Here is a 15,073-nt window from a genome sequence, read left to right as displayed (position 1 = left end):
GAATTTCCCCTTTTCGGCAGGTAGAACTGATATGGCTGACAATAAAACCGACTCCCAGTTGATCACAGGCCAAGACAGCCTGCGTGTTTTCGAGGGTCTCAATCGTGGTCTGTCGCGTCGCGATGCACTGCGTATGCTGGGTGTCGCAGGTGTGGTTGCCGCGGGCTCCACCAGCCTGTTCGGTGCAGCGGGCAAGGTCTTTGCCGATGACGCCGATGCGCCTGTCAAAGGCAAGCCAGGCGGTCGTATCCGTGTGGCGGGCATGTCCAGTTCCACCGCCGACACACTGGACCCGGCCAAGGGCGCACTGTCCACCGACTACGTTCGCCATTTCATGTTCTACAACGGCCTGACCCGTTTCGACAGCCACCTGGTTCCGCACATGGAACTGGCCGAGAAAATCGAGAGCGACAACGCTACCGTCTGGACCGTGACCCTGCGCCAGGGCGTAACCTTCCACAACGGCAAAGCGCTGACCGCAGGCGACGTGGTGTTCTCCCTGTCGCGCCATAAAGACCCGGCCACCGGCTCGAAAGTCCTGCCGCTGATGGCGCAGTTCTCCGAAATCAAGGCCACCGGCCCGATGGAAGTGCAGATCACCCTCAGCTCGCCGAACGCCGAGCTGCCGTCGATCCTCGCGGTTTCGCACCTGCTGATCGTGCCCGAAGGCACCACCGATTTCAGCAAAGGCATCGGCACCGGCCCATTCACCGTCAAGGAATTCAACCCTGGCGTGCGTTCGGTCAGTGCGCGTAACCCCAACTACTGGAAGCCAGGCCTGCCCTACCTGGACGAAATCGAATTCATCGCCATTTCCGATGAGCCATCGCGGGTCAACGCGCTGCTCTCCGGCGATGTGCACATGATCAACGAGGTCAACCCGCGTTCGACCACGCGCATTGCCGCCAGCGCCAGGCACCGCGTGGTGGATGCGCCGTCCGGCAACTACACCGACCTGATCATTCGCCAGGACCAAATGCCCGGCAAAAGCCCGGAATTCACCGAGGCCATGAAGTACCTGCTGGACCGTGAACAGGTCAAATCGGCTGTATTCCGTGGCTATGCCCGCGTCGGTAACGACCACCCGATTGCGCCTGGTTCGCGTTACTTCAACGCCGACTTGCCGCAACGCGCCTACGATCCTGAAAAGGCCAGGTTTCTGCTCAAGAAAGCCGGCATGGAAAAGATCACCATGGCTGTGGCGGCATCGCCTGCCGCGACCGGTTCGGTGGACATCGCCGTGCTGCTGCAACAATCCGCCAAACAGGCCGGCCTGACCCTCAACGTCAACCGCCTGCCGAGCGATGGCTACTGGTCCAACCACTGGATGAAGCACCCGCTGAGCTTCGGCAACATCAACCCGCGTCCGAACGCCGACGTGATCTTCTCGCAGTTCTTCCAGTCCTCCGCACCGTGGAACGAATCGGGCTGGAAAAACGATCAGTTCGACCAGTTGCTGCTGCTTGCCCGTGGCGAAACCGACGACGCCAAGCGCGCCAAAATGTACGGCGACATGCAGACTCTGGTCAGCCAGAACTGCGGCATCGGCATCCCTGTGTTCATTAGCAACATCGACGGCGTGGACAAGCGCATCCAGGGCTATTCCAGCAACCCGCTGGGCGGCTTCATGGGCTACATGTTCAGCGAGCAGGTCTGGCTGGACGCGTAAATGCAACGCTGAACCGAGCGGGAGGGATGCAGATGAATAGCAACACACTCTGGTTGATCGTGCAGCGCCTGGGCGCGGCGATCGTGACGTTGTTGATCGTTTCCATCGTGGTTTTCGCCATTACGGCGGTACTGCCTGGCGACGCTGCACAACAGGCTCTTGGGCAATTCGCGACCCCTGAACAGGTCGCGGCATTGCGTATAAAACTGGGCCTGGACCAACCCGGGGTGGTGCGTTATCTGCATTGGCTGATGAACCTGCTCGGTGGCAACTTCGGCGAATCGGTGTCCAACGCGATGCCGGTTTCCGAGCTGATTGCCGGACGCTTTCCGAAAACCCTGATGCTGGCCGCGACCACCGCGCTGGTCTCGGTGCCGGTCGCCCTGACACTGGGTATCGGCGCTGCGATGGGCCGTGGTGGTCGTCTCGATGGCGCGTTGAACTTCATCACGCTGTCGCTGGTGGCCGTTCCCGAATTTCTCGTGGCGACGCTGGCCGTACTGATTTTTGCCGTCAACCTGGGCTGGCTGTCGGCGTTGTCCTACGGCTTTGATGTCACCTCGCCGTGGCAGTTCATGCGCACCTACGCGTTGCCGGTGATGACCCTGTGCTGCGTGATCGTGGCGCAGATGGCGCGCATGACCCGCGCCGCCGTCATCGACCAGCTGGACAGCCCGTATGTGGAAATGGCCCGCCTCAAAGGCGTCAGCCCGGTGCGTATCGTGTTGCGTCACGCCTTGCCCAACGCCATCGGGCCGATCGTCAACGCCGTGGCGCTGAGCCTTTCGTACCTGCTGGGCGGTGTGGTCATCGTTGAAACCATCTTCAACTACCCAGGCATCGCCAGCCTGATGGTTGACGCGGTCACCAACCGTGACATGGCGCTGGTGCAGGGCTGCACCATGCTGTTTTGTGCTGCTTATCTTGGGTTGGTGCTGATGGCCGACCTGTGTGCAATTCTTTCCAATCCGAGGCTGAGAACCCAATGACTCAATTCATTGCGAAATCGACGCCTGTCGCGCCGGAACCGGCGCTGCGCAAAAAAGCGTCCCGCCCGACTTCCTGGCTGGGCCTGCTGGGCGCAACGGTGTGCTTTCTCTGGCTGATGGTCGCGTTGTTCGGCCCTTGGCTCGCGCCGCATCCGGTTGGCGAAGTGGTGTCCGACAACATGTTTGAAAACATGAGCGCGGTCTATCCGTTCGGCACCGATTACCTGGGCCGCGACATGCTCAGCCGGGTGCTGGTCGGTGCGAAATTTACGGTGGGCCTGGCGTTAATCTCGGCGGTACTGGCCAGCGGCATCGGCACCCTGTGTGCGTTGCTGTCGGTGGTTGCGCCCAAATGGCTGGACGAAATCATCAGCCGCCTGATGGACGCCTTTATCTCGATCCCGAGCAAGATGCTGGCGCTGATCATGGTGTCGGCGTTCGGTTCGTCCGAAGTGCTGCTGATCTGTACGGCGGTGCTGAGCTACTCGCCGGGGGCGTTTCGTATTGCGCGCAGCCTGGCGGTGAACATCGAGGCGCTGGAATACGTGCAAGTGGCGCGCACCCGTGGTGAAGGCCGCGTGTACATCGCCTGCCGGGAGATTCTGCCGAACATGCTCAACCCGGTTCTGACCGATCTGGGCCTGCGTTTTGGTTTCATCGTGTTGCTGCTCAGCGGCATGAGTTTTCTCGGGCTGGGTGTGCAACCCCCCGATGCCGACCTCGGTTCGCTGGTGCGCGAAAACATCGGCGGCCTCAGCCAGGGCGCGCCAGCCATCGTGATTCCGGCGCTGGCGATCGGCACGCTGACCATCGGCGTCAACCTGTTCATCGACCGGCTGGCCTCACGGCGTGGTCGTCGTTCGGGAGGGCATTGAGATGAGCCAGTTGATTCGCGTACAAGACCTGCGCGTGGTTGCCGAGAGCGATCACGGTGAGCTGGAAATCGTCAAAGGCGTCAGCTTCGCGCTGGAAAAAGGCGAAGTGCTGGCGTTGATCGGCGAGTCCGGCTCGGGCAAGACGACTATTGCGCTGGCACTGCTGGGTTATGCCCGGCGCGGCTGCAAACTGGCCGGCGGCGTGGTTCAGGTCGGCGAGCATGACATGCTCAGCCTGCCCGAAAGCCAGTTGCAGAGCCTGCGTGGCAACCGCGTTTCGTACATCGCGCAAAGTGCCGCCGCGGCGTTCAACCCGGCGAAAAAGCTCATCGATCAAGTGATCGAGGGCGCACTGATTCACGGTCTGGGCAGTCGTGCAGACTTGCAGGCCAAGGCCATCGAGCTGTTCCGCGATCTGGCCTTGCCCAACCCGGACACCATCGGCCAGCGTTATCCGCATCAGGTGTCGGGCGGTCAGTTGCAGCGGGTGATGGCGGCGATGGCGCTGATCAGCGACCCGTTGCTGGTAATCCTCGACGAACCGACCACCGCACTGGACGTCACCACGCAGATCGACGTGCTGCGCGCCTTCAAGCGTGTGGTGCGCGAGCGCGGTGCGACGGCGGTTTATGTCTCCCACGACCTTGCAGTTGTGGCGCAGATGGCCGACCAGATCGTGGTGCTCAACGGCGGGCGGATCATCGAGCAGAGCAGTACGGCGGCGCTGCTCAAAGGCCCGGAAGACCCGTACACCCGCAGCCTGCTGGCAGCGGCCCGGCCGGATAAAGTGCTGAAACCGGCCAGCGAGGTGGTCAAGGACAGCACCCTGTTGACCATCAAGGGGCTGACCGCGGGCTACGGCAAGAAGAACCTGCAAGGCATGCCGATGATTCGCGTGCTGGAAGACATCGACCTGACCATCCGCCGTGGCCAGGCCATCGGCGTGATTGGCGAGTCGGGCTCGGGCAAATCGACCCTGGCCCGCGTAGTAGCCGGTCTGCTGGATCCGGCCCACGGCAGCCTGACGTTTGATGGTGCTGAATTGTCCGGCACCCTGGCGGGTCGCACCGAAGAGCAGTTTCGGCGCATCCAGATGGTGTTCCAGAACGCCGACACCGCGCTTAACCCGATGCACAGTGTCAGTGCGATTCTCGCCCGACCGCTGAAAATGTATTTCGGTCTCAAGGGCAAGGCGCTGCGCGAGCGCATCGACGAGTTGATGGATCTGGTGCGTCTGCCACGCGAGCTGGCCGAGCGGCGCCCCAACGAACTGTCGGGTGGGCAAAAGCAACGCGTCAACCTGGCCCGTGCGCTGGCCGCCAAACCAGACCTTATTCTTTGCGATGAAGTTACCTCGGCGCTGGATACCGTGGTCGGTGCGTGCATCCTTGAACTGCTCGGCGAACTGCGCCGCAAGCTGGGTGTTTCCTACCTGTTCATCAGTCATGACATCTCCACCGTCCGCGCGCTGTGCGACGATATCGTGGTGATGTACAGCGGCCACAAGGTCGAAGAGGGCAGCCGCGAAGCGTTCAGCCACGTGCCGTTCCACCCGTACACCGACCTGCTGGTGCACTCGGTGCCGGAACTGCGTCAGGGCTGGCTGGAAAGCTGTGGCGTGACCAGCGGCAAACTGCCGCCGATCAGCGCCCCGGCTAACAATCCGGAGCTGTGCACCTTTCTCAATCGCTGCCCGGCGCGTGTCGAAGGCCTGTGCAACAAGACCGCGCCTGGCCGTCGTCGCATCGCAGGCGGCAGCGAAATTCTTTGCCATCGCGACAGCGACGAACTGCAAGCTGTACAAGAAAACCTTAATCCTGTGACCGTGGGAGCCTACGCATGAGTGGCCGTTTTGTAAGACTGGGCGAGCGTGATCGCCCGGTTGTCAGCCTGCTGGTCGATGGTGCGCCCATCGAAGCCTTGCAGGGCGACACCCTCATGGTTGCGTTGCTGACCCGCAAAGCCACGCTGCGCCAGTCTGAGTTCGACTCGGGGCGGCGTGCCGGTTTTTGCCTGATGGGCGCCTGCCAGGATTGCTGGGTCTGGACCCGCAGCGGCGAGCGCCTGCGCGCCTGCTCCAACGAAGTTCGCGATGGACTCGACATCGTCACCACCCAGCCGGAGGCGAAATGGCCACTTCTTCACGGTTAGACGTTCATAACCCTGCCAGCCCCAGAGTCGTCATCATTGGCGCTGGCCCGGCCGGCACCCGCTGTGCGCAAACCCTGCTGGCTGCGGGTATCAAGCCGATCCTGATCGACGAAAACCGCCGTGACGGCGGGCAGATCTATCGCCGCCAGCCCGAAGGCTTCAAGCGTGATTACTCGGCGTTGTACGGCACTGAAGCGGCCAAGGCGCGCGACCTGCACGAGAGCTTCGACCGCCTGCGCAACCAGATCGACTATCGCCCTGATACGCTGGCCTGGAACCTCACGCAGGGTGAACTGTGCTGCGCCAGCCAGGGCGTGCACAGCGTGGTCGAATACGACGCGCTGATACTCTGCGCCGGTGCTACCGACCGTCTGATGCCAATCAAGGGCTGGCAACTGGCAGGCACCTACAGCCTTGGCGGTTCGCAGATCGCGCTCAAGTCGCAGTCGGTTTCCATCGGCAGCCGCGTGGTGTTCATGGGCAGCGGGCCGCTGCTGTATCTGGTCGCCAGCCAGTACGTCAAAGCCGGTGCCGAGGTGGCCGCCGTGCTCGACACGTCACCGTTCAGCAAGCGCATCGGCGCGATGCCCAAGTTGCTGGCGCGCCCCGGTTTGCTGTTCAACGGCATGAAACTGCTGGCGCAGTTGTACAGCGCCAAAGTGCCGGTGCATCTGGGCGTGCAGCCTGAAGAGATCATGGGCAGCGAGCAGGACGGCGTGACCGGCGTGCGGGTAAAGCTCGCCAACGGCAACGCGCTGACTGTCGATTGCGATGCATTGGCGCTGGGCTATCACTTGCGCCCGGAAACCCAGCTCGCTGACCTGGCCGGGTGCCAGTTGCGCTTCGATGACGCCTCCGGGCAATGGGTGTTGGCCGTCGATGAAGAAGGCCGCACCTCGGTCAAAGGTGTATATGCCGCAGGCGACGGCGCGAAGATTCGCGGTGCCGATGCGGCCGAGCAGGCGGGCCGGCTGGCAGCAATGGCGTTGCTGGAAGACCTTGGCCGACCTGTGGATAACTCGCACCGTGAAGAGGTGCGCAAAAACCTGGTGGTCATGGACCGCTTCCGCGTCGGGCTGGCCGAAGCCTTCCCGTGGCCTGCTGCTCAGGCGGCGGCGCTGCCTGATGAGGCGATTGTCTGCCGCTGCGAAATGATCAGCGCAGGCGAATTGCGTGGCGTGGTGCGTGAAAAAGGCGCTTGCGAAGTCAACCGCGCCAAGGCATTCAGCCGCGTCGGCATGGGCCGCTGTCAGGGCCGCTATTGCTCGCAGGCCGGGGCCGAGGTGATCGCCGCCCAAGCCGGTGTGCCGGTCGAGCAGGTGGGCCGGCAGCGCGGTCAGGCACCGGTCAAACCGTTGTCGATGCTGATAGACGAGGTGGTGTCATGAAACAACCGAAAGTCGATGTGCTGATTGTCGGTGGCGGCTTCATGGGCTCGGCGTCGGCGTTTTTTCTGCGCCAGCGCGGCAAGTCGGTGACCCTGCTGGAGCGTGACGTGGTCGGTCAGTACGCCAGCGGCGTGAATTTTGGCAACGTGCGGCGTCAGGGTCGTCATCTGGGGCAACTTGAGCTGTCCAACCGTTCCCGTGCACTGTGGCAGCGTTTGCCGGAACTGATCGGCGAAGACCTGGAATTTCTGCCCAGCGGGCACATGCGCGTCTGCTATCGCGAGGACGAAATTGCTGAGCTGGAAGCTTATGCCGCTGCGCCAGAAGCGCGTGAGCTGGACCTGAAAATCTATCGCGGCAAAGCGCTGCACGAGCGTTTTCCGTTTCTCGGGTCTGACGTGAAGGGCGGGTCCTACGCGCCGCACGATGGCCACGCCAACCCGCGTCTGGCCGCGCCTGCTTTTGCGCGTGCAGCGATTCGTGCCGGGGCGCGGATCGAAGAGCGTACCGAAGTGGCGCATGTCGAAAAGGTCGGTAACGAATTTGAAGTCACCACCACTGACGGGCGTATCTTCACGGCTGATCAATTATTGATCACCGCTGGCGCGTGGGGGCAAAAACTCTCCGCGCAGTTTGGCGAACCCGTGCCGTTGGAAACCAATGGCCCGCAGATGGCCGTGACCGAACCGGTGCCTTATGCGCTGCCGACCGTCATCGGCGTGTTCACCAAAATCCCCCACGAAGTGATTTATTTCCGGCAGATCGCGCGCGGCAATATTGTCATTGGCGGTGGCTTTCGCAGCAAGCCGGACATGGTCAATCGTCGCGCCTATGTCGAGCCACGCAGCATCGTCAATCAGGTCCAGCAGATGCGTCGTCTGCTGCCCGGTGTCGGTAACCTGAACATCATTCGCGTATGGAGCGGCATCGAAGGCTACACCCCCGATTCACTGCCGGTGATGGGCCGCAGCGGCAAGGTAGACGGGCTGTTTTATGCGTTCGCGTTCTGCGGGCACGGCTTCCAGCTCGGCCCCGGTGTGGGTGACGTGATGGCTGAATTGATCAGCACCGGCACGACCAGCACCTCGATCAGCCCGTTCGACATTCGCCGTTTTGACATCGTTACCGAACACGCGAGTAAAGCCTCATGAGCCCCCGTGCACTGGAAATCCTCAAGCGCCTGATCGCCTTCGACACCGTGTCGTCGGAGCCGAACATGGCGTTGATCGAATACGTCCGCGAGCTGCTGGCCAGCAAGGGCATCGAGTCGTTGATCGTCAAGGATGAGACCGGCAAGAAAGCCAACCTGTTCGCCAGCACCGGCCCGCGTGATGTGCCGGGCGTGCTGCTTTCCGGGCACACCGACGTGGTGCCGGCTGCCGGCCAGGCATGGACGATGCCGCCGTTTCAGGCCACCCTGCGCGACGGCCGTATCTATGGCCGTGGCACCTGCGACATGAAGGGCTTTATTGCGCTGGCCATCGACGCCATGCTCAATGCGGCAGAGATGACCCTGCTGCGTCCGCTGCAACTGGCCTTGTCCCACGATGAAGAAATCGGCTGCGTTGGCGTGCGGCGTCTGCTGGACGTATTGCACCTTGCGCCGGTGCGTCCATTCCTGTGCGTGGTGGGCGAACCCACACTGATGCAGTTTGCCGTCGGGCACAAAGGCAAGGCGTCGTATCGCACCTTCTGCCGAGGCCAGGAGGCGCATTCTTCGCTGGCACCCAGAGCGGTCAACGCGATTCACCTGGCCAGCGATTTCATCGCCGAACTGCGCAACAGCCAGAAACGGATCGAGCAGCAGGGCAGCCGCGACGAGGGTTACGACATCCCCTACAGCACCTTGCACATCGGCCGTATCGATGGCGGCAAGGCGCTGAACATTGTGCCCAACCTGTGCACCATGGAATTCGAGTACCGCAACCTGCCGGGGGACAATCCCGACGTGCTGCTGGAGCAACTGCGCGAGCGCGCCGAAGTGCTGGTGCGTGAAGCACGGCAGCTGTCGGGAGTGGCCGCCATCGAAATCGAAGTGATGAACGAGTATCCCGCGCTTGAGACTCACCCAAGCGTTGAGGCGGTGCGCATGCTGCACGCGTTTGCCGAGCCGGGCACCCAACACATCAAGGTGTCCTACGGCACCGAAGGCGGGCTGTTTGCCGGACGGCTCAACGTGCCGGTGGTGGTGTGCGGGCCGGGTTCCATCGAACAGGCGCACAAGCCGGACGAGTTCATCGATGAGAGTCAGATGGATGCGGGTGAGCGCTTTCTGCAAAGCCTGCTGGGCTCGCTGAAGCAGTAGAGGCTGCCGTCCGGACGCGAATTTCAGCATCGGACGCTGCCGTTATCCTGCTTTCAGCATCCTGGACTGCGACGCCTGCCTAGACTGGCAGGTACCCCGAAACAGGACTCGACCATGCTCAAGAATCAGTTGAAAGACCCCAGCCTGCTGGTGGACCGCGCCTACGTCGATGGGCAATGGATCAGCGCTGACGATGGTGCAATCCTGGCCATCCGCGACCCGGCAACCGGCGAGGTGATCGCGCAGGTTCCGGCCCTGCAAGGCGCTGAAACCCGCCGCGCCATTGAAGCCGCCGAGCGTGCCTGGCCTGCCTGGCGCGCGCGTCCTGCCGCCGAGCGTGCGGCGCTGCTGGAGCGCTGGCATCAGGCGATGCTCGACAACGTCGAAGACCTCGCGCTGATCATGACCCTTGAGCAGGGCAAGCCGCTGAACGAGTCGCGTGGCGAGATCCGCTATGGCGCAAGCTTCGTCAAATGGTTCGCCGAAGAAGCGCGCCGCTCGTACGGCGAAACCATTCCCACACCCAGCGCTGATCGTCGTTTGATGACGCTCAAGCAGCCGGTGGGTGTCTGCGCTGCGATCACCCCGTGGAATTTCCCCAACGCCATGATCACCCGCAAATGCGCGCCAGCCCTGGCCGCAGGCTGCACGATCATCGTCAAACCGTCGGACCTCACGCCGCTGTCGGCGCTGGCGCTGGCGGTGCTGGCCGAGCGCGTGGGCATTCCTGCTGGCGTGTTCAGCGTCGTCACCGGCATGCCGACCGCCATTGGCGAAGAGCTGACCGGCAACCCGGTGGTGCGCAAGATTTCTTTCACCGGCTCCACGCCGATCGGCCGTCTGCTGATGCGCCAGAGCGCCGAACACATCAAGCGCCTGAGCCTGGAACTGGGCGGCAACGCGCCTTTCATTGTGTTTGACGACGCTGACCTGGAGCAGGCAGTGGCCGGCATCATGCTCAGCAAATTCCGCAACGCCGGGCAGACGTGCGTGTGCGCCAACCGGATTCTGGTGCAGAGCGGCATTTACGACCGTTTCGCTGCGCGGCTGGTGGAAGAAGTCGCCAAACTCAAGGTCGGCAACGGTCTGGAAGACGGCGTGACCATCGGCCCGTTGATCAACCCGGCAGCGGTCAGCAAGATTGCCCGACACATCGACGATGCGCTGAGCCAGGGCGCGAAGTTGCTGTACGGCGAGTTGCCCAACGGTGACGGCCAGTTCGTCCAGCCAACGGTATTGGGTGATACCCATGCGGGCATGCTGCTGGCCAACGAAGAAACCTTCGGCCCGGTTGCGCCGTTGATGCGTTTCACCGACGAAGCCGAGGCCCTCGCACTGGCCAACGCAACGCCCTACGGCCTTGCCGCTTACTACTTCACCCAGGACCTGCGTCGCTCATGGCGCTTTGGTGAAGCACTGGAGTTCGGCATGGTCGGCCTCAACACCGGCATCATCTCCATGGAAATCGCCCCGTTCGGCGGCATCAAACAATCCGGCCTGGGCCGCGAAGGCTCCAGCTACGGCCTGGATGAATACCTGGAAGTGAAAGCGTTTCATGTGGGTGGGTTGTAAGGGCAAAAAAATCCTACTGACAGATTTCTGCTCTTAGGGTGTGGGAGCGAGCTTGCTCGCGAAGATGTTGGTGCAAACGCCCTATTTCTAACGGCTGTACCGGCCTCTTCGCGAGCAAGCGAAGCGTCGCCCGGCTCGCTCCCACGAGACTTATGTGTACGCTAATCCAAGTCGTCAATAACCCTGCCCGCGATCCACCTGTCCTTGCATCGCCTCACCGCGCTCAAAACGGCGGATGTTGTCGAGCAAACCGGGAAAGGCACTTTCCGGTTGGGTCATGGCCGCGACGTGCGGTGTCAGCAGGATCTTCGGGTGTTGCCAGAAGGGATGATCGGCAGGTGCTGGCTCTTTCTGTAATACGTCCAGCACCGCAGCGCTCAATTGGCCGCTGTCCAGTGCTTCAAGAAGGTCCGCTTCCACCAGATGCCCGCCACGCCCCATGTTGATCAGGGCGGCACCTTCGGGCAGGCGCTCGAAAAGCTGGCGGTTGAGGATGCCTTCGGTTTGCGCGGTCAAAGGCAGCACACACAGCAGAATGTCGCACTGCCCAAGAAACTCGCTCACCTGCTCCTCGCCCGCGTAACACGTCACACCTTCGACCTGATGCGCACTGCGCGCCCAGCCGGACAGCTGGAAACCGAACGGTTTGAGGCTCGACAGAATATGCTGCGCCTGCAAGCCCAACCCCATCACGCCCACTCGACGTTTGTTCGCCGGTATCAATGGTCGGGCTTTCCAGAGCCCTTCAACCTGCTGCTGACGATAGCGCAGCATTTCCCGGTGCAGGCTCAGTACCGCAAAAGATGCGTACTCGCACATCCCGTGACTGATGCCGGGGTCGAGCAGGCGAACCACCGGCAACGATTTCGGAATACGGCTCAGGTCCAGTTGATCCACGCCCGCCGACAGCGCAAACAGCACTTTCAGGTTGGGCAGCAGCTCCTGCAGGTCGTCAGGTGCCAGCCACGCACCCAGATAGTGGATATCGGCCGGGTCGCCGATGTCCGGCCACACGCGCCATTCGATGTCCGGCGCGTGCTCGGCAAACAGGACACGCCAGCGTTCGGCACGTGCGGGGTCGGCTTTGTAGAGCAGGGCGGGCATGGGCATTTCCTGAGTATGAAAGTGGAGCCCCATCATGCCGCAAGTCGCAAGCAGGATCTGTCGAAACAGCCTTTTGCAGAGCGTCGGCGTGACTGAAAAGCAGCGCTGCCCGGCAGATTGCGTGGTGCTCGCAGGGCATGAAGGAATCTGCCGTTTGCGAGGCGAAAAACAGTTGATCTGGACATCTGAGAGGGCAAGTTCGGCGTAGATCATTTCGCTGAACGCTTAACCTGAACAACATCGCAGCCACCCCGCCGGCTGCCAGGCCCACGATAGGTAAAACCATGAACAGCAAAGTTGACGAAACCCCTCATCTGCTCCGCCAGCGCGACCAGTTTGTGCCGCGTGGCATCGTCACAGCCCACCCGCTGGTCATCGAGCGCGCGCAGGGTTCTGAACTGTGGGACGTCGACGGCAAGCGCTATCTGGATTTCGTCGGCGGCATCGGCGTCTTGAACATCGGCCACAACCACCCGAACGTGGTCAAGGCGATTCAGGCGCAACTGAGCAAAGTCACCCACGCCTGTTTTCAGGTGGCGTCCTATCAGCCCTACCTGGATCTGGCCAAACGCCTGAGCCTGATGATCGCCGGTCAGAGCGGTATTGATCACAAAGCGGTGTTCTTCACCTCCGGTGCCGAAGCGGTGGAAAACGCGGTGAAAATTGCCCGCGCGCACACCAATCGCCCGGCGATCATCTCGTTCCGCGGCGGCTTCCACGGCCGTACCTTGCTCGGCACCACGCTGACCGGCATGAGCCAGCCGTACAAACAGAATTTCGGCCCGATGGCGCCGGAAGTGTTCCACACCCCGTACCCGAACGAGTACCGCGGCGTGACCACAGAAGTGGCCCTGGCGGCGTTGCATGAACTGCTGGCGACCCAGGTCGCGCCGGATCGCGTCGCGGCCATCCTGATCGAGCCGATTCAGGGCGACGGCGGCTTTCTGACTGCGCCGGTCGAATTCCTCAAGGCCCTGCGCGCGTTGACTGAACAACACGGCATCGTGCTGATTCTCGATGAAATCCAGACCGGGTTTGGTCGAACCGGCAAGTGGTTCGGTTTCGAGCACGCCGGTATCCAGCCGGACCTGGTGACGGTTGCCAAGAGCCTCGCGGGCGGCATGCCGCTGTCGGGCGTGGTCGGCAGGGCCGAGATCATGGATGCACCGCTTCCGGGCGGTCTGGGGGGCACTTACGGCGGTAATGCGCTGTCCTGCGCCGCAGCGCTGGCGGTAATCGATACCTACGAGCAGGACAATCTGCTGGCGCGTGGCGAACAGTTGGGCGAGCACCTGCGTGCCGGTTTGCTCAAGCTCAAGGACCGCCACGCCTGCATCGGCGACGTACGCGGCACCGGTTTCATGCTGGCGATGGAGCTGATAAAGAACGACGCTGCACGCAGCCCGGACGCTGATCTCAACCAGAAAGTCATCGATCAGGCACGCATCGGCGGTCTGCTGGTGATCAAGTGTGGTGTGTACCGCAACGTGTTGCGTTTCCTCGCACCGCTGGTGACCACCGAGCAGCAGATCGATGAAGCACTGAGCATTCTCGATGCCGCCTTGGCACGAGTATTGAAGTCCAGCTAAGCGTCGGCGTGGTCGCGGTTGTCGCGAGACGCTGCGACCACCAGCGCTGGGGATCATTGTTGAATGGAGACGTTGCCTGCCATGGGGCTTATTGATTACCGCGCACTGTTGATCGATTGTGACGAGGTTCTGGTGGACCGTGATTCAGGTGTCTGGGCGGCGTTGCAGCCGTTGCTGGAAAACGGCCTGAACACACCGGATAAAGAGTCGATACTGACCGAATTCAACGACGTGGTGCGCACGCTGTATCCGCGCTTCGACGAGCTGGGTTTCAGCGGCCTGCTGTGCTTTGCGCACCGTCAGTTGGCCGAGCGCCTTGCCATCAAGACCAGTTGGGAAGAGGGCATGACCTTCGCCCGTTCAGTGCCCGACTGGACGCTGTTCGAGGACGCGCCGGGCGCCATGCTTTATCTGCGCAAGTTCTATCGACTGCTGGTGTACGCCGACCGCGACCTGCAGGATCGCGGCATTTTGTACGAGCGCCTGGGGCTTGAGCCGGACAGCCTGCTGTCGCGGGCCACTCACCCGCTGGACGACACGCGCTGGCTCGCCGAGATGGACCTGGACACCCGCGACACCCTGCTGGTGTCCCGTCCGCCTGCCGCTGCGCCGGGTCTGGGCGGGCTGTGTCTGATCCGTCGCCGCCGCGAACAGCACCGCCAGCCCTGTACCGCAGACATCTGTATCAGCAGCATGGCCGACCTCGTTGCTCAGCATCAGCTGTCTTTACGGCGCTGATTTTGCTAGAAGGTAGGCACCGTGAATGGCAATACAAGAGGTAGGTGATGGAAGGCTTGGTCAAACTGGATCGGATTGATATCAATATCCTGGTAGAACTCCAGAAAGACGGGCGCATGACCAACGTCAGCCTGGCCGACGCCGTCGGGCTTTCCGCGAGCCCTTGCCTGCAGCGCGTCAAACGTCTGGAGTCGGCTGGGTACATCTCCAGCTACAAGGCGCACCTCAACCTCGCAAAAATCACCGAATCGGTCACCGTGTTCACCGAAATCTCCCTGAGCGACCACAAACGCGAAGACTTCGCCAAATTTGAAGCGAACATCCGCCATGTGGACGAAGTACTGGAGTGCCACCTGATCAGTGGCGGTTACGACTACCTGGTGCGCTTCATGACCCGCAGCATTCAGCACTATCAGGAAGTGATCGAAGAGCTGCTGGACAAGAACATCGGCATCTCCAAGTACTTCAGCTACATCGTCATCAAATCCCCGGTCATGAAAGACGGCGTACCGTTACGCAAGTTGTTGCGGCATTGATACTGCGTAAAGTGTGGATGCGACGGGATCAAATCCAGATCGCATCCCACAATGGATAATCTCCTAGGGATCCTCCGATCAACTCACCGCGCCGTGGCCGATAGCCGGACTTTTCCTAAAATAAGCCGCTATTTGTTGAAAAATCGATCGATTAATC

Annotated in this window: 13 protein-coding genes; 12 read left to right on the top strand and 1 reads right to left on the bottom strand. The window is 61.8% G+C overall.

Annotated features, from left to right (window positions below; all coding sequences use genetic code 11):
* Positions 1-31 precede the first annotated feature (31 nt).
* The 9 genes from DW49_RS0118140 (at position 32) to DW49_RS0118100 (ending at position 10,949) form a co-directional block, all read left to right on the top strand.
* Positions 32-1,669 carry an ABC transporter substrate-binding protein gene (locus tag DW49_RS0118140; protein WP_003382322.1) on the top strand — a complete coding sequence of 546 codons (1,638 nt, stop codon included), beginning with the start codon at positions 32-34 and terminating at the stop codon, positions 1,667-1,669.
* A gap of 32 nt (positions 1,670-1,701) precedes the next feature.
* Entirely contained in the window at positions 1,702-2,658 is a 957-nt protein-coding gene (locus tag DW49_RS0118135) for an ABC transporter permease (RefSeq protein WP_005613662.1), read from the top strand.
* On the top strand, positions 2,655-3,533 hold the full coding sequence (locus DW49_RS0118130; protein WP_024420220.1) for an ABC transporter permease: 879 nt from the start codon (positions 2,655-2,657) through the stop codon (positions 3,531-3,533). Before DW49_RS0118135 ends, DW49_RS0118130 begins: the two co-directional genes overlap by 4 nt.
* Before the next feature lies 1 nt (position 3,534).
* Positions 3,535-5,376 carry an ABC transporter ATP-binding protein gene (locus DW49_RS0118125; RefSeq protein WP_024420219.1) on the top strand — a complete coding sequence of 614 codons (1,842 nt, stop codon included), beginning with the start codon at positions 3,535-3,537 and terminating at the stop codon, positions 5,374-5,376.
* Positions 5,373-5,684, top strand: coding sequence for a (2Fe-2S)-binding protein (locus DW49_RS0118120; protein ID WP_003382315.1), 312 nt, complete (start codon positions 5,373-5,375; stop codon positions 5,682-5,684). The genes DW49_RS0118125 and DW49_RS0118120 overlap by 4 nt, the downstream gene beginning before the upstream one ends.
* Positions 5,663-7,072, top strand: coding sequence for an FAD/NAD(P)-dependent oxidoreductase (locus tag DW49_RS0118115; protein ID WP_024420218.1), 1,410 nt, complete (start codon positions 5,663-5,665; stop codon positions 7,070-7,072). The genes DW49_RS0118120 and DW49_RS0118115 overlap by 22 nt, the downstream gene beginning before the upstream one ends.
* Positions 7,069-8,223, top strand: a complete 1,155-nt coding sequence (locus tag DW49_RS0118110; RefSeq protein WP_005613677.1) for an NAD(P)/FAD-dependent oxidoreductase — start codon at positions 7,069-7,071, stop codon at positions 8,221-8,223. Before DW49_RS0118115 ends, DW49_RS0118110 begins: the two co-directional genes overlap by 4 nt.
* The gene (gene argE, locus DW49_RS0118105) at positions 8,220-9,377 is read left to right on the top strand and encodes an acetylornithine deacetylase (protein WP_005613679.1); all 1,158 of its coding nucleotides are present in this window, start codon (positions 8,220-8,222) and stop codon (positions 9,375-9,377) included. Before DW49_RS0118110 ends, argE begins: the two co-directional genes overlap by 4 nt.
* A 114-nt stretch (positions 9,378-9,491) precedes the next feature.
* Positions 9,492-10,949: an NAD-dependent succinate-semialdehyde dehydrogenase gene (locus tag DW49_RS0118100; protein ID WP_005613681.1), complete on the top strand. Its 1,458-nt coding sequence runs from the start codon at positions 9,492-9,494 to the stop codon at positions 10,947-10,949.
* Between the two features lie 174 nt (positions 10,950-11,123).
* Here DW49_RS0118100 and DW49_RS0118095 read toward each other — a convergent pair whose 3' ends face one another.
* Positions 11,124-12,053: a 2-hydroxyacid dehydrogenase gene (locus DW49_RS0118095; protein ID WP_024420217.1), complete on the bottom strand. Its 930-nt coding sequence runs from the start codon at positions 12,051-12,053 to the stop codon at positions 11,124-11,126.
* Between the two features lie 284 nt (positions 12,054-12,337).
* Here DW49_RS0118095 and gabT point away from each other — a divergent pair, with 284 nt between their 5' ends.
* From gabT to DW49_RS0118080, 3 genes are all read left to right on the top strand, one after another.
* The gene (gene gabT / locus DW49_RS0118090; RefSeq protein WP_005613686.1) at positions 12,338-13,642 is read left to right on the top strand and encodes a 4-aminobutyrate--2-oxoglutarate transaminase; all 1,305 of its coding nucleotides are present in this window, start codon (positions 12,338-12,340) and stop codon (positions 13,640-13,642) included.
* Positions 13,643-13,723: 81 nt separating this feature from the next.
* On the top strand, positions 13,724-14,380 hold the full coding sequence (locus tag DW49_RS0118085) for an HAD family hydrolase (protein WP_024420216.1): 657 nt from the start codon (positions 13,724-13,726) through the stop codon (positions 14,378-14,380).
* Positions 14,381-14,427: 47 nt separating this feature from the next.
* A complete protein-coding gene (locus DW49_RS0118080) occupies positions 14,428-14,916 on the top strand; it encodes an Lrp/AsnC family transcriptional regulator (RefSeq protein WP_002555947.1) in 489 nt (162 codons plus the stop codon).
* The last annotated feature ends 157 nt before the right edge of the window (positions 14,917-15,073 follow it).

It is taken from the genome of Pseudomonas avellanae BPIC 631 (assembly GCF_000444135.1).
GTDB classification, from domain to species: domain Bacteria; phylum Pseudomonadota; class Gammaproteobacteria; order Pseudomonadales; family Pseudomonadaceae; genus Aquipseudomonas; species Aquipseudomonas avellanae.
Note: the sequence above shows the minus strand (reverse complement) of the source record. Positions and strands in the feature narration are given on the sequence as shown.